Here is a 24147-nt window from a genome sequence, read left to right as displayed (position 1 = left end):
GCTTGCGTCCGGGCCCCGGTGTGATATTCCAAGGTGCGAGGGCCATCCCGGGAAAACAGCCGTTTACGTGCTGTGGTCCGGCGAAATGGGGGATACCGCACATGCGGCCGAGGCGGTGTCTGGACGGGTCATGGGGCCGCTTGGGATGAATGCGCCACAGCCATGAGGCAAGAGGACGCCATTGCCGCGCCGCAGGATCGCTATCGCGCCTTCCTGAGCTACAGCCACGCCGACGAGCGGGAGGCGGGGCGGCTGCACCGCTGGCTTGAGAATTACCGCATCCCTGCGCGCCTTGTCGGCTCTGAAACGCCGTGCGGGCGCGTGCCCCGGCGTCTTGCGCCGATCTTCCGCGACCGGGCTGAACTGCCGGCGGCGAGCAGTCTCGATTCCGAGGTCGAAAAGGCTCTGGCCGGATCGGGCGCGCTGCTTGTGCTGTGTTCGCCCGAGGCGGCGGCCTCGCGCTGGGTCAACGCCGAGATCGCCCTGTTTCGCCGTCTCCACCCCGAGCGGCCGGTGATCGCCGCCCTGCTGCGCGGCGAACCTTCGGAAAGTTTCCCGGCCGCGCTGGTCATGCCGGGGAGCGACGGCAAGGTGCGCGAGCCTATTGCGGCGGACTTCCGGCCCGACAAGGATGGACGCCAGCTTGCCCGCCTCAAGATCCTGGCCGGCCTGTCCGGCGTCGCCCTCGATGAAATTATCCAGCGCGACGCCCAGCGTCGGTTGCGCCGCGTGATTTCCATCACAGCGCTGGCCTGTGTTCTTGCTCTAGTCATGGGCCTCATGCTGGTGTTCGCCATAAGGGCGCAGCGCGAAGCGGACGAGCAACGCAGACAGGCCGAGGGGCTGATCGAGTTCATGCTGACGGATCTGCGTGAGAGGTTGAAGGGTGTGGGCAGGCTCGACGTGCTGGAGACGGTGAACGCGCGCGCGCTCGACTATTACGCCGAGCAGGCCGATCTTGATGCGCTGCCTGTGGATTCGCTCGAGCGCAGGGCCCGTATCCTGCACGCCATGGGCGAGGACGATCATCGCCGCGGCGATGTGGAAGGCGCCGTTGCCAAGTTCCAGGAAGCCAGCCGCGCCACGGCCGCGCTGCTGGCGGCGGCGCCGGACGATCCGGTGCGGATCTACGGCCAGGCGCAGAGCGAGTTCTGGGTGGGCTACGCGATCTTCATGCGCAAGAAGCCGCTTCAGGCCTTGCCGCATTTCGCGGCTTACAAGGCTCTTTCACAAAAGCTGGTGCAGCTTGAGCCGAACAATCCCGAATACCGCCATGAGCTGGCCTACGCGCAAGGGAACCTGTGTTCGGTCGGCCTGGACGAGGCGGGAAATCCCGATCTCCTGCCGGAATGTCATGAGGCTCTGGAGACATTGCTGCGCGTGCATGCGATGCAGCCGGACAATCCCGAGGTCACGCGCGATCTGGCCAATCGCTACGCCTGGTATGCCGATGCGCTGCTTCGGCAGGGGCGCGAGGAGGAAGCGCTGGCCCAGCGCCAGAAGCAGTTGGCAATCTCCCGGGATCTGCTCGATACCGATCCCAAGAATGCGACCTATCGCCAGGCCTGGATGCTGGCGATGAATTCCACCTCGCGGCTGCGCCATGCGATGGGATTTCGCGCGATGGCCCAGCGCATGCGCAGCCGGGCTCAGGAGGAACTCGACCGGTTGATCGCCTCGGACCCGGAAAATCATGACTGGAAGGTCTGGAAGAAGCGCTTCTCCGAACCCTGGCCACAGGCCGGCTCGGACTAGCATGGGTGGTATTGGAAGGCCTTGCGAGAGGCCATCGCAGGAGAGAAAGGAAGAGTTGCGATGTCGACGATAAACTACAAACAATATGGGCTGGCCCCATTCTTCGACAGCCTGAGCCTCGAGCAGAGCGCGCGCTCTGTCGTGTACAAGGTCACGCTTGCGGTCCGTGAGGGACAGGTCGTCCTGTCCTGCCGCGATGCCGACACCGGAAAGGACTACATCGCGATCACCGAAGACTGCTACGTGACGATCCAGCTAGATGGCGATCAGCTCTTCTTTTCCGATGCCTACGAAGCGATCACCACCAAGGAGGAATTGTCGTCCTATTATGGTGGACTGGTCTACGCGGATTACGACAAGGCCTACGGGCGCTACAAGACGGTCCAGTTCAAGGCGCGCTTCAACGCGGGCGGCAAGTACGGCACGATCCATCCCTTCAACATCAATGTCGATCTCCTGCAGGAAGACGCGAAGGGGAACCGTCGCTGGACCGGCATCTCGATCGATCCCGACATCACCAATCCGCCGCCGATTGACGGCTGAGGCAGGCCCAGGGCCATGATCCCAACGCTACTCACCCGCATCCGCCAGATGGCCCGCAACGGTGATACCGTGCGGGCTTGGCGGATGTTCGAGAGTTCGGGCCTTGCCGAAAGCTCGGTCCCGGAGGTGCTCGCGCTCAAGGGGCGCCTGCTCAAGGATCGGGCCCTGCGTCGTGATGGCCAGGAGCGCCTCGATCTCGCAATGCAGGCCGCCAGCGCCTATCGCGAATCGGCGGCCGGACGCCGAGCTACATATCCTCTGATCAATGCCGCCACGATCGCATATCTTTGTGGGAACATCGCGCAGGCCCGCGCCGAGGCGCGAAAGATACTTGCGATCATCGCGAGCGGCGATCACGAGCCGGAAACACCCTATTGGCTCCAGGCAACCGTGGCTGAGGCGCAGCTGCTTCTGGGCGACACCACAGCCTGCCGAGCGGCCTTGCTTCAGGCGCTCCGCGTAGCGCCAGAGGCGTGGGAAGATCGTGCAGCTACGATCCGGCAGTTGCAGGAGATACTCCAGTTCTCGGGCAGTGGCTTCGATGTCCTGGAGGGATTGATGCTGCCCCCCAGTCTCCATTTCAGCGGCATCATGGGGCTGGCCGAGCATGAGGAGGCTGTGAAGGCGAGCGTGGCGCGCTGTCTGGATACGGTCAGACCGGGGGCGGTTTTCGGAGCGCTTGCGGCGGGGACCGATATAATCGTGGCCGAACTCGCCGTTGAGCGCGGCGCGCAGCTGCACGTCGTCTTGCCCGGTGCCTTGGAGTCCTTCCGCGAAGTGTCCGTGGTGCCTTTCGGCTCTCAGTGGATCTCGCGCTTCGAGGCTATGATCGCGGTCGCGCACGGTGTCGTGGAACTGGACGAGCAGGATGTGCTGACCCGCACGGGTGCGGATGAGGCTGCCGAAATCGCGATGGGAATGACCATCCGGCGCGCCAGCCAGATGGCGGGCGAAGCGATCGCACTTCATGTGGGGCGTGCGGGGGAGCCGCCACGACGGCCGATCGCAAAGTGGAAGGCGCAGGGACGAGACCTTCGTGAAATTGTGCGCGACTGGTCGAATACGAAGCGCTCTGAAACTCTTCCGCCGGGGCGAGAGTGCGTTCTGCTTGCGGCGGACCGTCCTTTCGCGGTGGCCGGGGACGAGTTGGGGGCACCATGGGAAAGCGAGGAGGGGTACTGGCTGCTCGATTGCAGGGACTTGGCCCAGGCCATGCTGATTGTCCGAGAGCATCTGACCCGCTTGAGCGGCAATTGCTTCGGCCTCGTTCAGGGCAGTCTCGAGGAAGGCAGCTCCATGGTCGGCCTTTCCCAGCGTGCGATCTGTTTTGCCCGCGCGGCAAATTCCAACGAGGTTTGCGGGGCTTGGCCGCAGATGTGCGCCTTCGACCTGCTCGATGCCGGCGTGCGTTTCGAGCCTTCCGGTGAATTGGTCACCCCGTTCGGCGATATTCCGGTCGCGCGGTACGCGCGGCTGCTCGAAGCGGATTGAGTGGTGCGGGGGCGGCGCACGTGATCAGCAGATCAGTTCTTCGATCATCCGGGGGGAGTGGATTACCAGGCTGGTGTCGTCGCGGGTCACGATGCCGCGGCGGACCAGTACGGCAAGGGCACGGGAGGCGGTTTCACGGGTGGTATTGGCTGCAAGCGCCAGGGCGGTGACGCGGGGCGGCGGTGTCAACGTCAGAGCAGAGCCCGCAAGGGCAAGCAATTCGGCATAGACGCGTCCTGCTGCGCTGTAGGTCGAGCGCATCACCATCCGGTCGAGCGTCCGGTCGAGCTGACGGGCCAGCAACCGCACCATTCCTGCTGCAAGGTCTACCTGTCGTTCCACGGCAGCGACCAGGCGCGGCGCATCGCAGCACAGCAGGAGGGATCGGCTGGCCGCGCAGATGTCAGCCCGATGCACGGTGGCCTCGGGATAGGCACCGAAGAACTCTCCAGGCCCATATTGCGCAAGCTGCTGGAGTTGGCCGTTTGCCCCGATGGTTTCTGCGCGCACGGCCCCCTCGATCAGGATCCAGCATTGCCGCGAAATCTCACCCTGACTGGCGAGCACCTGCTTGGCCGAAAGCCTCTTCCAGGAAAAGATGGGCAGCAGATCGCGCACCGCCTCGCGGGGGCAGCGTAGAACCGTGCTGAGGGCTTCCTCCATCTCGTGTTCGTTCACGCCCGGTTATCCTTGTTGGCGGCCGTTACCAGGTTTCCGACCTTCTCCCGATTTGCGAGGAATTTCCAGAAAGTTCAAGTTTCGCCGCCCATCGCGGCATAGTGTGATTTGCATCACAGCCATGGGGAAAGATTTGGCCTAAAAATCTTCCTGCGACCCGAAGGTGGCTCTGCTTGAGCAACCTTTTTACTTGGCCCGGAAGCTAAGCTTCCGGGCCATTTTTTGTGGAAAGTGTCTCGTGCCCATCCTCGCAGAGAACGCCACATCGGCGCGTGCTCACTGCCGTCAGCTCACTGCCATCAGCTCACTGGGGGGCGTAGTTCGGAAAGCTTGCGTTCCCATGCCAGCGCATGCTCGATGATAGTGCCAAGGTCATCGTAGCGCGGTGTCCAGGGCAGCGTCTTCATGATCCGTGAATTGTCCGAGACAAGAGCGGCCGGGTCGCCCGCCCTTCGATCAGCCATGCGCCGCTTGATCGTCTGGTTCGTCACACGATCAACGGCATCGAGGACTTCAAGTACCGAAAAGCCGCGGCCATAACCGCAGTTCATGGTCAGGCAGCGCTCGGGTTGGTCAATCAGTGCCTCCAGAGCAAGGACATGCGCTGCCGCCAGATCGGAGACATGGATGTAATCGCGAACGCCAGTTCCGTCGGGGGTGTCGAAGTCGGTGCCGAATACCGCTACGTGCTCACGCTTTGCGAGAGCCGCCTCGACGGCCACCTTGATGAGGTGCGTCGCCCCGGCGGTGGATTGCCCGCTGCGAGCCGCAGGGTCGGCTCCCGCGACGTTGAAGTATCGCAAGGCACAGTAGTTCATGCCGTGGGCTCTGCAGACGTCGGCCAGCATCGCTTCCGTCATCAACTTGGACATGCCGTACGGGTTGATCGGTTCCTTTGGTGCATCCTCCTGAATGGGAGAGCTTTGGGGAATGCCGTAAGTGGCCGCAGTCGAGCTGAACAGGAAATGCGCCACCCCGGCGTTGACGGCCGATTCAATCAGGCTGCGGCTCTTGGCGGTATTGTTGTGGTAGTACTTGAGCGGATTATCGACCGATTCAGGGACGATGATCGATCCCGCGAAGTGCATGATGGCCTTGATGCCCTGTTCGGCGATGATCCGGGCAACAAGTGCGCCGTCGCTGATGTCGCCTTCGTAGAAGCTCGCGCCGTCCGGGACGGCAAAGGCAAACCCGGTGGAGAGATCGTCGATTACGCTGACCTGCCAGCCGCCATCTAGGAGCGCGAGCACGGCGTGACTGCCAATGTATCCAGCCCCGCCAGTGACAAGTACAGGGAATTTCGGTTGCATGAGAATTCCTAGTTTTTGTTTGTATTTTTCTTATTTTGTTGGAGCATGGGCGTCAAACCATTTGTACCTGGCAATGGAGAGGTGATTTCACAGGCGCGTTCCTAGAGCGAAGGTATTTGAGGGGGGCAGCTCTTGGGGGGCGTGATATGAGCCCGCATGCGCTTGATGCGGTCGGACATGTTGCGGTGCGTCGGAGCGCGGAACCACTTCAGCCAGTCGCGCTTGTTGTAGTGCTCCCACAGGCCCAGCCCTCGTTCGGGATCATACCCTGCGCAGCGCATGATATCCACACCTAGGATATCCGCGCGGTCCTCCATCGCACGTCGCTGTCGAAGGCCGCTGGCCTTCTTGTCCTGCGCCACGATGTGCGCGAATTCGTGGGCGGTGACGATGGCGAGTTCGTCATCGTTGCGGGCAAAGGTGAAGTATTTTTCACTGATGGCCAGGCTTTCCGGATCGGAGTAGGCTGCCAGTCCATTGTCGGTCTTTACGACAAATCGTGCTGCGCACAATTGCTCGCCGCGAAACCGGACCGAATGCAGGCCGTCGGGCCGCGCCAGGGTGAGCGTGATGTCTTGAGATGCAGGTGTGTCGGCAAGCCGCCGTGTCAGTTCGTCGGCAAGCAGTGCCGGGTTGTCGCTTTCGTCCCGCAATTGGGCAAATGGCGTGCCGTCGATCTCGACGATATCGTCACCGGCCCTGACCCCGGCTTCGAATGCGGGGCTGCCGGGGGCAACGCCAATGACTTGCGGGCGCGAGTCCAGACCGGTGAGGGCGGTGACGATCTGCCTGTCGGCTTCGGCATAGGCCTCGATGTAATCGATAGTCATGCCCGTGGCCGTGTTGTTCTGGATGCAGAGCCCGGGCGCTGCGCGCTTGAGGCGATATTCCAGAGTGCCCATTCGGGCCAAACTGCCCCTGATCGCGACAGGCCACTGCGGCTCGCCACTGTCCGTCGCATGACCTTGTGAAAGAGCTGCAAGAGCCAGCACGGCCGCTGAGAGAAGACGTGCGGTTTTCAGGACGATTGTGGTGCGACACATTCGCATCTGCAGCATGAAGCTCTCGACAATTGTGGATATGGGGTTCACTGAATGTTAGCTGGTAACGGCCGGCCTCTCGTTTGTCAGCTCTCCGGGTGAATTTCATAGGGGGATTTATCGAGTTGAGAGTTGCTCAGCTTGATCGCGGCGGCTACCAGAAGGTTGATTGTGTCGTGATCTTGTCCGGTCCGACGGGTATAGTGCAAACTGGCGAATTCCGATGGTTGCCCATTCTGGGCGCCGTGGGCACGTCCGAAACGAATGCGGAGTTTACGTGGGGAACACGGTAGGGGAATGGTCGGATCAGGATCGGCCTGAAGTCTCTCGCACATCATCTGATGTCCTGGCGTCGGATCCGAGTGACGCATTCAGCCTGGATATTTCTGGCTTCATTGGCTTGCTGAAGCGCAACGTCAAGTTGCTGGGGGCGATGATGCTGGCGTCAGTTCTCATCGCGGTTGCGGTGACGCTCCTGGCGACGCCGGTCTACGAAGCCACCAGTGTGATCCGTTTCGAGGCCGATGCCACGCAAACCGTCCAGATCGGCAGTTCCGGGGGGGCAGTCGCTTCGCCCGGCGACTTCGAGCGGATGGCCGAAACCCAGGTTGAGTTGATCCAGAGCCGTGCCATCGCCGAAATGGTGTTCGAGCAGGCCAAGTTGGGCGCAAATCGTGAATTTCTGGCGCTGGTGGGCGTCGAGGCTTCCGGCGCGGACGGGCAGGCTGCCGTGCAGGAGCGGGAGGAAATCGAGAAGGCTTCGGTTGCCTATCTTCAGTCCGGGGTTTCGGTCGAGGCTATTGCGAAGACGGAACTCACGAACATCAATTTCAGTTCAAGCGATCCCCGTCTCGCTGCGCGTATTGCCAATGCGTACGCCAGTGCGACGGAGCGGATGGACTTGCAGCACAAGTTCAACGGTTCCAGCTATGCGCGGGAATACCTGAAGAACCAGCTGGGGCTCGCGCGCGAAAGGCTCGAACAGTCCGAAATGGCGCTCAATGCATATCTTGCCATGAACGGGCTTATCGCGATCTCCCCGGGCGGCGAGGATGGTAGCGGCGCGACGACGGTCGTTTCGGATCTTGCCAACTCGGCCACCACCGCGAACGAGGCGACGAACGCGCGCATTGCGGCGGAGCAAGCGTGGCGTACCGCGCAGTCGAAGCCGATCATGAATGTGCCCCAAGTGCTGGCCGATGCGCAGGTCCAGCAGCTGCGTTCGCAGCTTGCGAATGCCAGGGCCAAACTGACCCAGGATCGCAACACCTACGGCAAAGCCCACCCCGCGGTGCAGGCGGATCAGGAGGCTGTGGATGCTATTTCCGCGGCCCTGCGGTCGGCCGCGCAGGAAGTCCTGAATGGCCTGCGCACGACCTATGAGACTGCCCTCAAGCAGGAAGAGGCGCTTCTCAGCCGGGTCAATGGCCTCAAGGATGATGCTGTCAGCGAAGAGCGTCTCGGCGTGCGCAGCAATATTCTGCGCCGTGAAGTGGCTACCAACCGCAGCCTCTACGACGCCTTGCTGCAGCGACAGAAGGAAGTGGCGGCCGCTGCTGGTATCAACAAGAGCGCTGTCTCGGTTGTTGATGCTGCGGTTGTGCCTTCTTCGCCAGTTTCGCCCAACCTCTGGCTCAATCTTGCGGTCAGCATCTTCGCGGGTCTGTTCTTCGGCCTTCTCGTTGTGCTGGTCAAATCGCAGCTGAACCGACAGCTCCACACGCCTGAGGATTTTGCCGCGGCCACGGGCTTGCCTTTGCTCGGCATCGTCCCCCATCTTGACGCGGACGAGTCTATCGGGGCCGAGTTGGACAAGCCGCGGTCCTCGCTTTCTGAAGCTTTCAACACGGTGCTGACGCATACGGCGCTGGCGCGTCCGGGCGGACTGCCTCGTGTGTTCCAGGTCACAAGTTCGCTTGAAGGCGAAGGCAAGTCGGCGACATCTTTCGCGCTCGCGCGCAGCATTGCCAAGCGTGGGGCCCGGGTGCTGGTGATCGATGCGGACCTGCGTCGTCCTTCGATGCACGTCTACTTCGGGGCTCGCGAAGCCAAGCTGGGGCTGGCTGAAGTACTCTCCAACAACGCCTCGTTCGAGGACGCGGTGCAGAGCACGGCCTACGAGAACATTTCGGTGCTGGTGGCCGGAACCATTCCGCCGAGCCCGACCGAATTGCTGGCGCATTCCAATCTCGCTGCGCTTATCAAGAAGGCGCAGTCGGAATACGATTTCGTGCTTGTCGATGGGCCCCCGCTGCTGGGCCTCGCCGATGCCCTTCTGCTGGGAAGCTGCGTGAAGTCGGTTATCTTCGTTTCCGAATCTGGCCGCGTCACGCGTCCCTCGTTGCGCCATGCGCTCGAACGTCTTGGCAAGGCATCGCCGGACGTCCTTGGTCTGGTCGTGAGCAAGTTCAAGGCGTCGAACGATACCGATTACTACTACTACGCAACGAACTACTCCTACGGCAGCAACGGTGACTAAGGTAGCCCGGCTCGACGAGGCTGCCGGCCACAAGGCCGTATGGCCGGGGAGTGCGTTGCAGAAGGTGGTGATCGTCCACGATTTCGCAAACGCGCAGCTCGGAGCTGGGGCCACGCGCTCGGCTCTGGACACGGCGCTGGCGCTTCGTCAGCGTGGTGTCGAGGTTGAGTTCTTCGCTGCGGCCGGTGAGCCCGACGCGGAGCTTTTGGAGGCTGGCGTTCGTGTCACGACGCTCGGACAGGCGGATATCCGCCGCAACCGTTCGCGTGCAAAGGCGGCCTTGCAGGGTTTTTGGAACGGCGATGCGGCGCAGGCCCTGGAGGCGGTCATGAGGGCGTGTGATCTTGATCGCACGATCTTCCATGTCCACACGTGGTCGAAAGCGCTTTCTCCCTCGATTCTGCCACTGCTGACGCGTTCGGGCGTGCACTCTGTCTTCCATCTGCACGAATACTTCGCGGCCTGCCCCAATGGTGGATTCTTCGACTATGGCTCGCTTTCGATCTGTGAACGAACGCCGCTTGGCGCCTCCTGTCTGACCCGTCAGTGCGATTCGCGTTCGGGTAAGGTGAAGGCTTGGCGGGTCGCGCGCCACACGGTCATGCGCCGGCTTGCGCACTATCCGGATCGCGCCAAGGCGTTCGTCCTGCTCAGCAAGACCCAGCGCAAGGCGCTGGAGCCCTACCTCCCCGGCGACGCGCGTATGGTCGAGATGCGCAATCCCATAGCTGTGTCGAAAGAGCCGCGGCAGCCGCGCGACGCGCAGGCTCGCTATCTCTTTGTGGGGCGGATATCGAAGGAAAAGGGTCTCGGTGTCCTCGTGGAGGGGTTCGCAGATTCCCAAGAGGCCTTGCTGGTTCTGGGCGATGGTCCCGATCTTGAGTGGCTCAAGGCGCAGCTGCCGCGGGCTGAATTTCGCGGCTGGCAGACCAAACAGGAGGTTCAGGCAGCAATGCGCTCTGCCCGAGCTCTGGTCTTCCCTTCACTTTGGTATGAAGGCATGCCGATGGTGGTGCTCGAAGCGCTGGCCTGCGGGACGCCCGTGATTTCCTCGCAGGCGTCCTCTGCCAAGGAGGTTCTTGTCGAGGGGGCGACCGGGCTTCTGTTCGACCATACCGCGACGGGCGCGCTTGCGCGTGCACGGGATATTCTGGCTGATGATGCCATGGCCGAAACAATGTCGGAAAAAGCCTACGCGGCTTACTGGGCCCAGCCTTGCGACATGGGCCGCTACGCCGATGCGACCTTGGCGCTCTACGAAGATATGCTGAATGGGGGCGAGACGCGCCAATGATCGGCACGCTCCCTTCTCCCGCTGTCACCGGACGAACAGGTCGCGCCAGTTATTGGCGCCAGGCCATGCCCTTCATCCTGTTCTACGTCTTGTGCAGCACATCGGGCATAACGAATGTGGGCTCGGTCAACTTCTCGATCGCGCTCTTCCCGCTGGTGATCTATGGGTACGCGCCGGCTGCGCGCAGTGCATATAGGAGTCTTCTGCCGGGCGCGCGAAAGGTGGCTCTGGCTGTTCTGGCGATGCTGTTGTTCCTATGTGGCTGGGACTTCGTGACAGCTTTCGGGGCAGAGTCCTTCGTGCGTGTCTTCCGGCCGATCTATGGACATGCCAGCGGTCTGGCGCTGGTTCTTGCTGTTCTGGCGCTTTCGCGAACGCCAGAGGATGCGCGCAAGACCCGTATAGCCGCGCTGGTCGTGATTTCCGTGTCGTTCGCGGTGACCTATCTCCTGGGTGTGCGCGGCTATGGCGATCGCTATCCGGGTCTGTTCAAGCACCCGAACCAGCTTGGTCTGATCGCGGCAATGTTCGTGGTCTACACATTCTTCATCATGCTGACCTCGCCCTTGCGGCGCGCGATGTATTATGGAGCGGCGTTTCTGGTTGCGGTGTCCGCAACGCTGTTGAGCGGATCCAAGACGAACCTACTCATTTCCGTGGCTCTCATGGTCGGAGGGGCAATTCCTCTGGCGCTGATGCAGCGAGACATGAAGAAGGCCGGGAGGGAGATCTATCGCAACGTAACGATTGCAGTTGGTGCGGTAGTCGTTGGTGTCCCCGTGCTCGCGTTCACGAGTGAGCGCGCCTACGATGTCCTGGATGGACTTCTGTTCGGTAATCTCGACCTCGCCAGCTATCACTCCGTTCTGGACCGCACCGAGTTGTGGGCGGAAGCCTGGCAGACCGGTCTTGCCAACCCGTTTGTCGGTATTGGCGCGGGTCAGTTTACGCTCGATGGTACCGAGCACTCCCACAATGTATTCCTCGATGCTTTCCGGACGACCGGCATTCCGGGGCTCCTGGCAACGATCGTACTCGTCCTCATAATCTTCTGGTACATCTGGGCCGCGATGAAGGCTGCAAGCATCATGAAGTACGACGCGTCGACGCGGCTTTACGCCGACGATGCGCGAGGCCCCTTTCTGGGCTCCTTGTTCGCGCTTGCATCCTACATACTTTCGAACCAGATGAGCGATTCCTTCGGGCCTTCGACGATTGTCTACTTCTATTTCTTTTTTGCTGTCAGCCTCTCTTACTTTTTTGAAAGGAGGAGCGGGGCTGCCCGATAAAGAAGAAACTCCTGTTTCAAGAGGTGATTTGCGCGCACGACGATGAAGGCTGGTCCCTTGCTTTCGTACGGCGCGTATTATTTGGGTGGCCTTGCTGGCTGATCGTGCACATATCATTAAGGGCAGTAGTCCATGCTGCGCTTTTTGTTGCGTTGCAGAACGGCCGCTGCTAGCGCCATTACATGGCCAGTGTTCCTCCTCCGATTAAGCTCGATACGCTCCAGGCAGGGAGGGGGATTGCGGCCCTTCTCGTGGTGATTTTTCACCTGAACGAATCTATCCTTGCCAAGGAAAAGTACCTCGGTCACGAGCTCCTCAGAATCTTTCGGGGAGGTAGCAGTGGCGTCGAATTTTTCTTTGTTCTGAGCGGCTTCTTGATGATGTGGCTCTACCACAAGCGCCTTGGGGACACTCAATTTGTCAGGACGTTCCTGTCCCGCCGATTTGCGCGAATATACCCCATTTATTGGCTTATTCTCACTGCGGTCGTTCCGGTCTATTTCATCATTCCCAGCTTTGGTGAAGGATATGAAACAAACCTCGTCGATATTGTGGCCAGTTACACGCTCTTTCCGATCGAGAACCACCCTATTCTAGGCGTTGCCTGGACTCTGCGGCATGAGGTTTTCTTCTATCTCATGTTCGCTGCACTCATCGCCTTTCCACGGTATATGAAGTGGGGTTTCCTGGTGTGGGGTCTGGTGTCATTCGCGGCAAATTTTCTCGATGCCGATCCATTCATCATCTCACGCTGGAATGTCATTTTCCTGATTGGTGTTCTGGCTGCGCTGTATTGCAGGGGCAATGTCGCCTATCCGCGTCTCTGGGCTATCGCGGGAGTCGTTGGATTTGCTGCTGGCATCTATATGCGCGGCTATGAGCTGGCATCGGGTGAGGTCACCACGATCGTGTTCGGCTTGGCGTCGGCGGCGATCCTGATCGGCTTCGTGAGCCTGGAGCACAAGGGGCACGTCGAGGTATCCCCTTGGCTCGTGAAGTTGGGCGACACGTCCTATTCCCTGTATCTGGTCCATTTCCCGGTACTGTCTCTCCTTGCCAAGGTGTTCTTCTCCCTGGAATTCGCTTCGGCTGTTCCCGATGTTCTCGTGGCCGTGATCTTCGTGCTTGCCGCTGTCGTCGCGGGTGCCATGACACATTATCTGGTTGAGAGGCGCTTGGTCGTGAGAGATCGTTCCCGGCCCCCCAAGACGAGCGAGGCTGGAGCGCCTGACGTCGTTCAGTCCTGAGGCAGCTGCATCCGATGCTTCGGTCCGGAGCCGTCGCAGGCTGAGCTGCCAATCACGCTGTACCTGGGCCGCGTGAATGGCTGCAGAAAGCCATTCGCACAGCGCCGGATCCGATGGCGCGTTGCGGTGCGTGATGGCCGTTCCTCTGACGCGGGCGAGGACGCAGATTTCTGAGTCTTGAGTGTCTTTTCGGCGATCTGTCGCGGCTTGTGGATCGGGCTGGCGTCGTCTCGCCGTAGTTTCTCAACGGGACGCGATTGTGCGGTTGCAGCATGTACCCTTCGATGTCATACGAATGCCGTCGCCAACAAAATCCAATCTGGATCTAATAGTATAGATTGGAGGCGCGACGCGAAATGGAGATTGATGGTGGCGGACGGGGTGAGATGAAAATCGCGGTTTTTGGACTGGGTTATGTGGGGCTGGCGAATGCGGTCCTGCTGGCGCAACATAACGAAGTGGTCGCGGTCGATATTACGGAAGAACGCGTTGCGCTTCTCAACGCGCGCAAGTCTCCGATCATCGATTCCGAGCTGGAGGAATTCCTTGCCTCGCGTGCGCTGAATCTGACGGCGACGCTCGATGCGGAGGAAGCGCTCAAGGATGCCGCTTACGTGATCGTGGCGACGCCCACCAATTACGATGTGGGAACCGACAAGTTCGACACATCCTCGGTCGAGGCGGTTGTGGAACGGGCAATCTCGCTCAATTCCGAGGCGACCATCGTGATCAAGTCAACGATCCCGGTCGGGTACATCGAAGATCTGCGCAAGCGCTTCGGCACGTCGCAGGTCATATTTAGTCCGGAGTTCCTGCGTGAAGGGCGTGCTCTTTACGACAATCTCTATCCATCGCGGATCATCGTTGGCGAACGGTCCGAGCGTGCGCGCATCTTTGCCCAGTTGCTGGTCGAAGGCGCCGCGAAAGAGGATATCGATGTTCTCTTTACCGATTCCGGCGAAGCCGAGGCGATCAAGCTTTTCGCGAACACATACCTGGCCATGCGGGTTGCGTTCTTCAACGAACTCGACAGTTACGCGATCGCTCACGGAATGAATTCACGCCAGATTATCGATGGTATCGGGCTCGATCCGCGCATCGGCAAGCACTACAACAATCCCAGTTTCGGATACGGCGGCTATTGCCTGCCCAAGGATACAAAGCAGTTGCTGGCGAATTACTCGGAGGTCCCCCAGAACCTCATTCGGGCGATCGTCGATGCCAACCGTACCCGCAAGGATTTCCTGGCGGACCAGATCATTGCGCGCCAGCCGCGCAAGGTTGGCGTGTTCCGGCTGGTGATGAAGGCCGGATCCGACAATTTCCGGCAATCGTCCATTCAAGGAATCATGAAGCGCATCAAGGCCAAGGGGATCGAGGTCGTGATCTTCGAGCCGGCGCTGGAAGACGAGACCTTCTTCGGTTCGCGCGTGATGCGCGATCTCGACAGCTTCAAGGCGGAGGCCGACGTCATCATCGCCAATCGCATGAGCAGCGAGATCGCAGACGTGAGCGACAAGGTCTTTACCCGCGACCTCTTCGGATCGGATTGAACTGGAATGAAAACAGCACTTGTCACCGGCTCGGCCGGCTTCATCGGGTCGTTCGTGTGTGAACGTCTCCTGCAGGACGGTTTTCGTGTGATCGGCATCGATGCGATGACCGACTACTACGATGTCCAGCTCAAGAAGCGCCGCCAGGCGCGGCTTTTGCAGTCCGAGCATTTCCGTGCGATCGAGGACTATGTCGAAACCCCGGGTCTGCTGATGGACCTGTTCGCGAGCGAGAAGCCCGACGTCGTGGTGCATCTCGCGGCACAGGCCGGCGTACGCTATTCCATCGAGAACCCGCGTTCCTACCTCGAAAGCAATATCGTGGGGACCTTCGAGCTGCTCGAAGCGGCTCGGGCTTTTCCGCCCCAGCACATGCTCCTGGCTTCGACGTCGTCGGCTTTCGGCGCGAACACCGAGATGCCCTATCGGGAAACCGACAAGGCCGATCATCAGATGTCGTTCTACGCCGCCACCAAGAAGGCGACGGAGAACATGGCGCACAGTTATGCGCATCTCTTCGGCCTGCCGATCACGATGTTCCGGTTCTTCACGGTCTATGGCCCGTGGGGACGTCCGGACATGGCGCTCTTCAAGTTCACCAAGGCGATCCTCGAGGATACGCCGATCGACGTGTACAACCATGGGAACATGAAGCGCGACTTCACGTATGTCGCGGATCTCGTAGAGGCGATCCGTCTGCTGATCGATGCCGCGCCGGTTCGCCCCGCCGAGGGCGAGAGTGTGCCCGAGGGCGACTCGCTTTCTCCCGTGGCTCCTTGGCGCGTGGTCAATATCGGCAACTCGGATTCGGTGCAGCTGACGGACTTCATTGCGGCGATCGAGGAGGCGACCGGCCGCAAGGCCGAACGCAACCTGATGCCCATGCAGCCAGGTGATGTTCCGGCCACCTGGGCTGATGCGGAGCTGCTGAAAACGCTGACGGGTTATGCGCCGAAGACCAGCGTACGTGAGGGCGTGGCGCAGTTTGTCGCGTGGTATCGCGAATATTACCAGATCTGACGAGGGCTGGATTGGCACGACTGTTTTGCGAGCCGATAGCTGGAAGGGGACGCGCGAATGAGCGTGGTCGCAAGACCTTCATGCGAATTTCGTCAACTCTGGGCCGGGCGCGCAGGTGTCGCGCCGGGATCTGGCCACGCACCTTCTTCGACATCCCGGACGGGGGCGATAATGTTTTCAGGCGTCGCCCGTACCCGGTGTTGTCGGACCGCCCGTTGCGTCCCGGCCCGCGTGCGTCATCGCGCGGGCAAGAGGACGGGGATGACGGCGTGAGACCCTGGTGATGTTTCCGGGGAGCCCCTCTGGTGGCCCTGTTCGGGCAAGCAGCGACTTGCCATCACGGTTCACCGCGGTGTGTCGGCACGCAGGGCTTCGCCTGGCTGTCCTCGTCCATCCGCAAGCTCGTTTTCCTTCCTGCCCGTTCCCCGGGAGATCAAGATCGTGATCGTCAATTACAGTCGCAAGTATATCTTCCTGCATTCGCGCAAGACGGCGGGATCCTCGATCTCGGTGGAGCTCGCACGATCGTTCGGGCCGGAGGATATCATGGTGGGCGGATGGGGGGATGCCCTGAACGCCGGAGTTCGCCTCAACGCGGCGTGCGAAGGCTATGCGCGCGCACAGATGTCGCTGGCAGAGAAGGTGTACCGTACGATCAAGCGGCCATCACCAGGGCGAATCAACCAATTGGTGAAAGAATATTTCAAGCGTGAGCATCACTTTGAGGAAGATGCACATAGCTCTGCCGAAGCCATCAGGTCATTTGCCGGCCCATTCTGGGATGAGGCCTACAAGTTCACCTTCGTGCGCAATCCATGGGATTATGCAGTTTCCGATTACTATTGGCGCAAGTGTCACCGCAAGGACGTGTCGTTCAAGGATTTTCTTTGCATAATCGCCGATCCCTCACGGGAAGATCCCGAGGGTGTGCGCCCTCCTATCGTTTCGAACTGGAGCATCTACACGATCGACGACGTGCTCGCGGCAGATTTCGTTGGCCGCTATGAAAATTTGCACGAGGATATTGATACGATCTCCAAACGGCTCGGGGTGCCGATCAATTTGAAGAAGACCAATGCCAAGGGGAACGTTCGCGTAAGCAAGGACATAAAGTCCCTTTACGATGATGACACGATAGAGATGGTTCGCATGATCTATCGTAATGAAATTGAGTCCTTCAAATACGAAGTTCCGTTCTGAGTGGGTAATGGAGATGCAGCCCTTGGAGCATTTATGGGGGCTGCTCTTCCACCTGAATTCTGGACCATTCGCATCTGGAGTTTCTGGCCGTAGATTTCCTTGGCTGAGCGCGGAGCTGCGGGATGAAGGCATCGAAGTTCACGTGCGCATAGAAGGCGCTCGCCATCGGGCAGGGTCAAAAAGTCACTCAACTTTATCCCCCCAGGCGGCAAGCTCGGTCTCACGCCGGCCTCAAGGCAAGCGAGGGTGTCCTGGGAACACTCTGCGAAAAAGATCGACTTCGGTAGAGAATATTCAGTTTGAGATCAGGTTCTACTGCTTACGTTGCGCAACGCGATATCGCACAGGTGCCGGAGTGTCGCGCACGGCGCTTGGCATAAGGAGCGCAATATGGATGCAGCCTTCGCCCTCAACAGATTCGGACTGGGCGCTCGGCCCGACGAAGCGATCCCCGAGAAGCCGGAAGCTTGGCTGCTTGAGCAACTGGACAGGTACGATCCGCGGCCCCGGAGCTGGAGCGTGCAAAGGCCTTCCGCGAAAATCATCGAAGAATCGATCGGGCTGCGAAGAGCCGCCGCTGAAGCAAGGGGCAAGAAACGACAGGTAGCACGACGTGCGGCAAATCGTTTGGCGCTGGACAGCTACAATGCGGCGGTGACTGACCGTGCTTTTGCCGCCATCGAAACATCGACCCCATTTGTCGAACGGCTCGTGCATTTCTGGGCAAACCACTTCGCCATCTCCGGTGAGAAAGGTTCTGTGCGGCAGTTGTCCGGTGCCTACGAAGTCGAAGCGATCCGCCCACACGTTCTGGGGCGCTTTGAGGACATGTTGGTCGCAGCCGAGCAGCACCCGGCAATGGGGCTTTATCTCGACCAGACCCGATCTGTCGGTGAGGCGAGCCCAGAAGCCCTGCGGCACAAAAAGCGCAAGACGAAAAAGAAGCTCTCGATCGGACTTAACGAGAACCTTGGTCGGGAGGTCATGGAACTGCACACCCTCGGCGCGCAAAGCGGATACAGCCAGGCAGATGTGACTGAGTTTGCCCGGGCTATCACCGGTTGGACAGTAGGGGGGTATGAGCGGGGGCCTGTGCAAGATCCCGCCCGGCTTGGAGCGTTCTATTTCCATCCCGGGCTTCACGAGCCAGGCGTGCGTCAGGTACTTGGAAAGAGCTATGCCCAGACCGGAGAGGCGCAAGGCCTTGCCCTTCTGCGCGACTTCGCGCGATCACCTGCTACGGCACGTCATATTGCAACGAAGCTTGCGCGCCATTTCATCAGCGATGACCCCCCGCCCGAAGTGATCGAGCACTTGGCACGGACCTACCTTTCTACCGATGGCGATCTGCCTGCGGTCTATCGTGCCCTTGTCGAGGTCGGAGCCGATGCCGCTGCGGGGACGGTCAAGTTCAAGACGCCTTGGGAATGGTTGATTTCCAGCTTGCGAGCCATGGGGCTCGAAAGATCGGATAGCGCCAGTTTCGTCAAACAGACCAAGGTCGCGGTATTGATGCGCGACCTTGGTCAACGGGTCTGGTGGCCCGGCTCGCCAGCTGGCTTTGCGGACACCGCCTCGAACTGGCTTTCTTCGGAAGGGCTTTGGTCACGCGCGCGGATCGCGCAAGATTTTGTGGGGATGACCGGACGTTCTCCCGACCCGCGCGAACTTGCGGCAAAGGTTCTGCCCGGTTCTCTCAGTGACAGCACCCGCGAGGCGGTTGGGCGGGCGGAAAGCCTGTCGAACGGTCTGGCGTTGCTGCTGATGTCGCCCGAATTCCTAAGGAGATCATGATGCTTACCAGCCGACGTCAAATGATGGGATGGGCGGCCTTGGGGGCAGGAGGTCTTGCTCTCGCTCCGCGCTTGGCATTGGCCCAGACGGGCGGTGAAAAGCGGTTCGTGTTCATCATCCAGCGCGGAGCCGCAGACGGTCTCAACACCGTGATTCCTTATGCAGATCCTGCCTATGCGCAGCTGCGGGGCTCCCTTGCCATTGATGTTGCGGATGCGACCAGGCTTGATGGGACGTTCGCTCTCCACAAGTCGCTGGCGAAGGTCGGGGAACTTTACGCGTCTGGTCAGGCAAAATTTGTCCACGCGGTAGGTCTGCCCTATCTCAGCCGGTCGCATTTCAACGCTCAGAACGTGTTGGAATGCGGAGGCCGCAAACCTTATGAGCTGAACAGCGGCTGGGTGAACCGCTTGCTGACACTACTGCCACCCGGAAAGGGCAAGGCGGTGGCTCTGGCATCGGCCATGCCGATGGCCATGCGCGGAAGCATGCCGGTCATGGGTTATCAGCCTGCCCAGATGGCGGACCCCGAGGACGAACTCTTGCAGCGCCTCTCGGGGCTGTATCAGGACGATCCGCAATTGCACGGGCTGTGGGAAGCGGCAGTGGATGTTCACGCGGAAGTTTCGGACATTCGGACAGGTCGATCCAACTCGAAAGTCGGAACACTTGCGGGAACCTTGCTCGGCAAACGGAATGGCGCGCGAGTAGCCATGATCGAGACCTCGGGGTGGGATACGCACAACGCGCAGAATGCCGTGCTCACCAAGTCGCTCACGATACTCGACAACCTGATTTCCAGCCTTCGTGATGCCCTAGGTGATGCCTGGAAGGATACCCTGGTAATCGTGGCTACGGAATTCGGTCGTACTGCGGCGGTCAATGGTACGGGTGGTACCGATCATGGCACGGGCGGACTGGCTATGGTGCTGGGGGGCACAATCCAGGGCGGGCAGGTGATATCGGACTGGCCTGGTCTGTCTCCGTCCGCCCTCTACGAGAATCGCGATCTCAAGCCGACAACCGCGCTCGATACGATCATAACCCAAGCACTCAGCGAGCACTACGGGTGGGATCCTGAGGTCGCTTCGCAGACTCTTTTCCCGCGAACTTGAACTTGAGCTCGAATCTGTGATTTGGACTTCTGTCGGATTGATGGAGGCAGAAATGGTGCGGCTTGTCTGAACCGCCTTGGACGTCTGACAAGTGGATCGTCTGGGGTTTGCTCGGGCGTTTGCCCGACGCTCCTTCCTGCAACTGCATTCTCCACGTCGTGATCCGCTTGGGATGCAGATGTTAGCCTTGGGCCAGCTCCGTCAGCGTCATCTCGCGCTTGATCGCGGCAAGGGCCACTTGGCCTTGAATGCCGGGCTACGGTCGCGCCGGGGCGTCGGCGCATTCTCTGTTTCTGTCTCGCAGCCTTCAGGACTGCTCTCAGGCAGAAAATCCAGTTATCTCAATGTGCAGCTTCTCCAGGCCACCTCTCGCCAGGCAGGTGTAGCGTCAAGAAGCCTATCTCGGTGTCCATCGCGCCAGCAGCAGGCCATAGGGAAGCCTCATTCGTACAGTCGGCGAAGCAGCTTCTTGTCGGGGATGTAGCGCCTCAGCATGCCCATCACGTGCCGGCCGAGAAAAAGTCGGGGCAGGCCAAAGGTTGCCCCTAGCAGGACGGCACCCGCGACACCTCCCGAGATGAGCAGGCGGATGACAGCCGGCATCACCATCGCGTCGCGCAGATATGCGACACAGATCCAGGCAGCGCTGGCCAGCAGCAGTGAAGATGTCAGTCCCGGCGCAATGGCCCTGGCCATTGCCTTCCAATCGATTCCGACCACCCGCATGACATTGTGGTTGAAGGAGAGGAGGACGATGAAGATCGCGACAAGGGTGGATGTGGCAACGCCATTGATCCCCCAGCGCGACCCGATTGCGGCACCGACGATGACGCAAGCCGCATAGATGATCTGCGAGACGAGGTTGCGATAGGCCAGGCCCAGGCCGTTTGCCGCACTCCCCGCAACCTTGAAACAGGTCCGCGCGAAGATGCCCAACGAAAGAATGGCGAAGGGCGTGGCTGCATCCAGCCAGCGCTGGCCCAGCAAGGTTTCGACTATCTCGTCCGCAAGGACGATGCATGCCAGGGAAACGGGAAGGGTGATCAGGGCCGCGCTCGACATGGAGTCAAGGTAGGCTTTTGCAAACCTTTCCTTGTCTTCGGCAACGCGTGAGAAGGCAGGAAAAAGTGTTGTTTTGAGAGCCTTTGCAAGCAGGCTGTTCGAAAGGTTCATCAGCACATAGGAGCGTTCGTATTGTCCCAGTGCGAGGGGGCCGAGCAGCTTGCCGGTGACGAAATAGTCTCCTCTCTGGGCCGCGAAATTGGCGAACCGTTGCAGTCCGAAGCCGGTGCCAAGACGCATCAGCTCGCGGTATTCCTCGCGCCCGAAATAGAGCGCCAGCGAATGGGACTGGGCCCGGAACAGCAGCAAGCTGGTGAACAGCGTGGAAATGACCTGCGGGATGATGAGGGCCCAGACTCCTCCACCGAAGTAGGCGATCGGGATGCCTGTGCAGACCTGGGCCGCGACGTAGGCCATCGCCTCGGTGCGGGCAATCGGGCCGAAGCGATGGGCGCGTTCGAGCAGTTTGCTCGAGATCATGCTGACGGCAATGAGCGGGGGAATGAGCGAGCAGACGTAAAGAACGTTGGTCAGGGCCGGGAGCTCGAAGAAGCGGGCAATGAAGGGGGCTGCCACGATAACGCCCAGCATTGTCAGGAAGCCTGATGCCAGCGACGCGGTGAACGCGGTGCGGATCTCTTCTTCACTGAGCGTGCGCTTATGGACCAGGGACTGCGCAAGCCCTGAGGTGGTAACCAGCCGTGCAAATTCGACGAAGATGTTGGAGATCGCCACCACGCCGAAATCTTCGGGTGCGAGAAGGCGTGCCATGACGCCCACGACGACGATACGAAATCCCGCAGTGAAAAGTGTACTGGAACCAAGTTGAAGCAGGCCGCGCAGCGTTTGCTGACCGACCGAGGCATGTGCCATGTTCGAGCCGCTGTTCTTCATATCGCGGTGCTATGATTCCTCTGTATTGGTAAGGAAGCCTTGGCTCAGCCCTTGCCGAAATTTGCATATGTACTAAACCGCATTTGTGCAGTGCGGCAAGTGGCAGCGAGTGGAATCCGGCGTGAAAGACATATTTGTGGTTGGAGCGCAGAAGGCGGGCTCGACCTTTCTGCACAATCTATTGGCAGAAAATGACTTTTTAGCAGAGCCGCCGGTGAAGGAGCCGCACTTCTTTTCCTCGAGCCTGTGGCCAGGGCAAGCTTGGCCCTCGCTGTTCGCACATGCCGATGCCTCCATGCGCCTGGATAGTTCCGTCTCTTATCTGCACATCCCCTCCTCGGCGAGCCGGATACATGCAGATCGGGGTGAGGGCGCCTATGTATTTGCTGTCGTTCGCGATCCTGTCGAGCGGGCGGTTTCGGCCTACTTCCATTCGTTGAAGCACGGCCGCGAGGTGCGCCGCGCGAAGGATGTGTTCGCCGTTTCGGGCACAACGTACGAGCAGATCCGGCAGGAGGAAGAGGTGCGTCTGGAGGCGGCCTTCGCCAGGGGCGCGTGTATCATGCGCGAGACCAGCGCAACACAGCACAGCGATCGCGTGTACCACGACCCCAGTTTCAATTATCGCTACATCGCCAATTCGTTCTACGCAGACCAGCTTGCCCCGTACCTTTCCATGTTTCCGAACCTGAAGGTGATCGATTTCAAGTTCCTGGTCAGGAACCCTGAAGTCGTTGTGAGCCGGATATCGGACCTGCTGGGGCGGCCGCTGGCTCCTCCGGCCCGGGGCGGCCAGGACAAGAATTCAACGCGGGTCGATCGTCAGATCGTCATGAAACGCCAATATCGGAACCTTTCGCGCGCTTCGGGGCACCTGCGGGGCGGTCTGACGTTGCTGCGCAACATGCCGGCGATCCTGCAGCTGGAATTCGATGCCCGGAAAATCGTGCGTGATGTCGAGGCCGCGCCGTGGGCCGCGCCCGCACGCGCGAGTTACGAGGCGCTGCTCGCTTCGAACCATATGCTTTGAAGGCCAGGGGGGCGAGAGGTCGCCTGCCGTCCGGTTCGCGCCAGGCTGTTCGCGACCGGGAGACAACGTCTTCATACCGAATTACAAGGATGGGAACTCAATCTTGCGTATCATGCTGACGAACACTCTGTTTCCGCCCATCATCAAGGGGGGGGCCGAAGTTTCCACGTTCAATCTGGGCAAAGCTCTGGCCGAGCGCGGCCATGAGATGCACGTGGTTACGGTCGTGCCGGACGAGGAAAGCGTCCGGCAGGAACATGGAATGACCGTTCATCGGATCCGCCCGAGGCTGGTGGACTATCCTTTCGATCGGCCGGAGAAAGGGCAGATCCGTAAACTGGGCTATCATCTCGTGGAAAACTACAATCCGCTGATGCGTGCCCGCCTCGCCCCGATCATGGAAACCGTCCGTCCCCAGATCGTGCACACCAACATCATGCAGTTGCTGACCTGCGGGGTCTGGGATGCGGCAAAGGCGGTCGGCGCCCAGGTAGTGCACAACCTGCGTGACTACTGGTTGCTGTGCTCGCGCTCGGGTTTCTTTCGTGATGGCGAGCCGTGTTCGCGCTCCTGTACGGACTGCGCCATCGTGACGGCGGCCCGCAAGCGTTTGACGTCCAAGGTCGATGGTGTCGTCGCAGTCGGGCAATATGTCGTGGATACGCATATGGAGGCGGGGCTTTTCCCCAATGCACGCGTTGCGCGCGCCATTCTGAGCGCGACCCCGGAAGTGACGGACTTTACGCCAAGGGACCGCTCGGATGGAACGATCGTGATCGGCTTCATCGGGCGTATCAAGGAATCGAAGGGGGTGCGCGTTTTGCAGGAGGCGATGAAGAGCATACCTGCCGATGTGCCCGTGCGCCTGATCATCGCCGGAGATGGGGATCCTGAATACATGGCCGAGGTTCGCGCGCTGGCGGACGAGCGTACCGAGTTCATGGGCTGGTGCACACCTCGGGAGTTCTATGAGAAGGTTGACCTCGTCGTCGTGCCTTCGCTGTACCCCGAGCCGCTTCCTCGCAGCATCCTGGAGACTTACCGTTTCGGTCTTCCGGTCATCGCGGCCAAATCAGGGGGCATTCCTGAAGTGGTCGAGGAAGGGCGCACCGGTTGGCTTTACGAAGGCCGTGACGTGAGCCGTCTTGCCGAACTCATATGTGCCTTGCCCGGCCCCGGAGGACTGGAGTCGCTGGATTCTGAGGCGCGGCAGGCCATCGTGGGGCGTACCGACGCGGACTTCGTCGTGAACGCCTATGAGGAGATCTACAAGGAAGTCCTGGCATAAGATTTAAGGGTATAAAAAAAGGCGACCTGATATGGCCCGCGATATTACGCGGCTTCGGAAAATTA

The 24147-nt window shown here is 60.3% G+C and carries 18 protein-coding genes; 14 read left to right on the top strand and 4 right to left on the bottom strand.

From position 1 onward, the window contains the following. Positions 1-162 precede the first annotated feature (162 nt). The 3 genes from MTR65_RS09115 to MTR65_RS09105 are packed head-to-tail and all read left to right on the top strand — an operon-like array spanning position 163 to position 3789. Positions 163-1755 carry a toll/interleukin-1 receptor domain-containing protein gene (locus MTR65_RS09115; RefSeq protein WP_243799344.1) on the top strand — a complete coding sequence of 531 codons (1593 nt, stop codon included), beginning with the start codon at positions 163-165 and terminating at the stop codon, positions 1753-1755. A gap of 60 nt (positions 1756-1815) precedes the next feature. Next, positions 1816-2298: a nucleotide synthetase gene (locus MTR65_RS09110; protein WP_243799342.1), complete on the top strand. Its 483-nt coding sequence runs from the start codon at positions 1816-1818 to the stop codon at positions 2296-2298. Between the two features lie 15 nt (positions 2299-2313). Continuing rightward, a complete protein-coding gene (locus MTR65_RS09105) occupies positions 2314-3789 on the top strand; it encodes a TRAFs-binding domain-containing protein (protein ID WP_243799340.1) in 1476 nt (491 codons plus the stop codon). A gap of 24 nt (positions 3790-3813) precedes the next feature. Here the strand turns inward: MTR65_RS09105 and MTR65_RS09100 are convergent, their stop codons facing one another. The 3 genes from MTR65_RS09100 to MTR65_RS09090 all read right to left on the bottom strand — a co-directional run bounded on the left by MTR65_RS09100 (position 3814) and on the right by MTR65_RS09090 (position 6835). After that, on the bottom strand, positions 3814-4467 hold the full coding sequence (locus MTR65_RS09100; RefSeq protein WP_243799337.1) for a Crp/Fnr family transcriptional regulator: 654 nt from the start codon (positions 4465-4467) through the stop codon (positions 3814-3816). A 299-nt stretch (positions 4468-4766) separates the two neighbouring features. Beyond that, entirely contained in the window at positions 4767-5777 is a 1011-nt protein-coding gene (gene galE / locus MTR65_RS09095; protein WP_243799335.1) for a UDP-glucose 4-epimerase GalE, read from the bottom strand. 101 nt (positions 5778-5878) lie between these two features. Then, positions 5879-6835 carry a PDZ domain-containing protein gene (locus MTR65_RS09090; protein ID WP_243799333.1) on the bottom strand — a complete coding sequence of 319 codons (957 nt, stop codon included), beginning with the start codon at positions 6833-6835 and terminating at the stop codon, positions 5879-5881. A gap of 259 nt (positions 6836-7094) precedes the next feature. Between MTR65_RS09090 and MTR65_RS09085 the strand changes: the two genes are divergently transcribed. The 9 genes from MTR65_RS09085 (at position 7095) to MTR65_RS09045 (ending at position 19808) form a co-directional block, all read left to right on the top strand. Then, complete coding sequence (locus tag MTR65_RS09085) at positions 7095-9296, top strand: GumC family protein (protein WP_243799331.1); 2202 nt, start codon at positions 7095-7097, stop codon at positions 9294-9296. Continuing rightward, on the top strand, positions 9289-10590 hold the full coding sequence (locus tag MTR65_RS09080) for a glycosyltransferase family 4 protein (protein ID WP_243799329.1): 1302 nt from the start codon (positions 9289-9291) through the stop codon (positions 10588-10590). The genes MTR65_RS09085 and MTR65_RS09080 overlap by 8 nt, the downstream gene beginning before the upstream one ends. After that, entirely contained in the window at positions 10587-11879 is a 1293-nt protein-coding gene (locus MTR65_RS09075) for an O-antigen ligase family protein (RefSeq protein ID WP_243799326.1), read from the top strand. Before MTR65_RS09080 ends, MTR65_RS09075 begins: the two co-directional genes overlap by 4 nt. 182 nt (positions 11880-12061) lie before the next feature. Beyond that, complete coding sequence (locus tag MTR65_RS09070) at positions 12062-13126, top strand: acyltransferase family protein (protein WP_243799323.1); 1065 nt, start codon at positions 12062-12064, stop codon at positions 13124-13126. A gap of 386 nt (positions 13127-13512) precedes the next feature. Then, positions 13513-14679, top strand: a complete 1167-nt coding sequence (locus MTR65_RS09065; protein ID WP_243799512.1) for a nucleotide sugar dehydrogenase — start codon at positions 13513-13515, stop codon at positions 14677-14679. Between the two features lie 6 nt (positions 14680-14685). Then, positions 14686-15699, top strand: coding sequence for a GDP-mannose 4,6-dehydratase (locus MTR65_RS09060; RefSeq protein WP_243799321.1), 1014 nt, complete (start codon positions 14686-14688; stop codon positions 15697-15699). Positions 15700-16140: 441 nt separating this feature from the next. Further along, entirely contained in the window at positions 16141-16899 is a 759-nt protein-coding gene (locus MTR65_RS09055) for a sulfotransferase family 2 domain-containing protein (RefSeq protein ID WP_243799318.1), read from the top strand. A gap of 390 nt (positions 16900-17289) precedes the next feature. Further along, the gene (locus MTR65_RS09050) at positions 17290-18693 is read left to right on the top strand and encodes a DUF1800 domain-containing protein (protein ID WP_243799315.1); all 1404 of its coding nucleotides are present in this window, start codon (positions 17290-17292) and stop codon (positions 18691-18693) included. Next, a complete protein-coding gene (locus MTR65_RS09045) occupies positions 18690-19808 on the top strand; it encodes a DUF1501 domain-containing protein (RefSeq protein WP_243799312.1) in 1119 nt (372 codons plus the stop codon). Before MTR65_RS09050 ends, MTR65_RS09045 begins: the two co-directional genes overlap by 4 nt. A gap of 441 nt (positions 19809-20249) precedes the next feature. Here the strand turns inward: MTR65_RS09045 and MTR65_RS09040 are convergent, their stop codons facing one another. After that, positions 20250-21764 carry a lipopolysaccharide biosynthesis protein gene (locus MTR65_RS09040; RefSeq protein ID WP_243799310.1) on the bottom strand — a complete coding sequence of 505 codons (1515 nt, stop codon included), beginning with the start codon at positions 21762-21764 and terminating at the stop codon, positions 20250-20252. A gap of 121 nt (positions 21765-21885) precedes the next feature. Here MTR65_RS09040 and MTR65_RS09035 point away from each other — a divergent pair, with 121 nt between their 5' ends. After that, positions 21886-22794: a sulfotransferase domain-containing protein gene (locus tag MTR65_RS09035; protein WP_243799308.1), complete on the top strand. Its 909-nt coding sequence runs from the start codon at positions 21886-21888 to the stop codon at positions 22792-22794. 112 nt (positions 22795-22906) lie between these two features. Further along, complete coding sequence (locus MTR65_RS09030) at positions 22907-24082, top strand: glycosyltransferase family 4 protein (protein ID WP_243799509.1); 1176 nt, start codon at positions 22907-22909, stop codon at positions 24080-24082. Positions 24083-24147: the final 65 nt, after the last annotated feature.

Source organism: Novosphingobium mangrovi, from assembly GCF_022818885.1.
GTDB classification, from domain to species: domain Bacteria; phylum Pseudomonadota; class Alphaproteobacteria; order Sphingomonadales; family Sphingomonadaceae; genus Novosphingobium; species Novosphingobium mangrovi.
The sequence above is the reverse complement of the archived record's forward strand: the minus strand, read 5'-3'. Positions and strand labels throughout refer to the sequence as shown.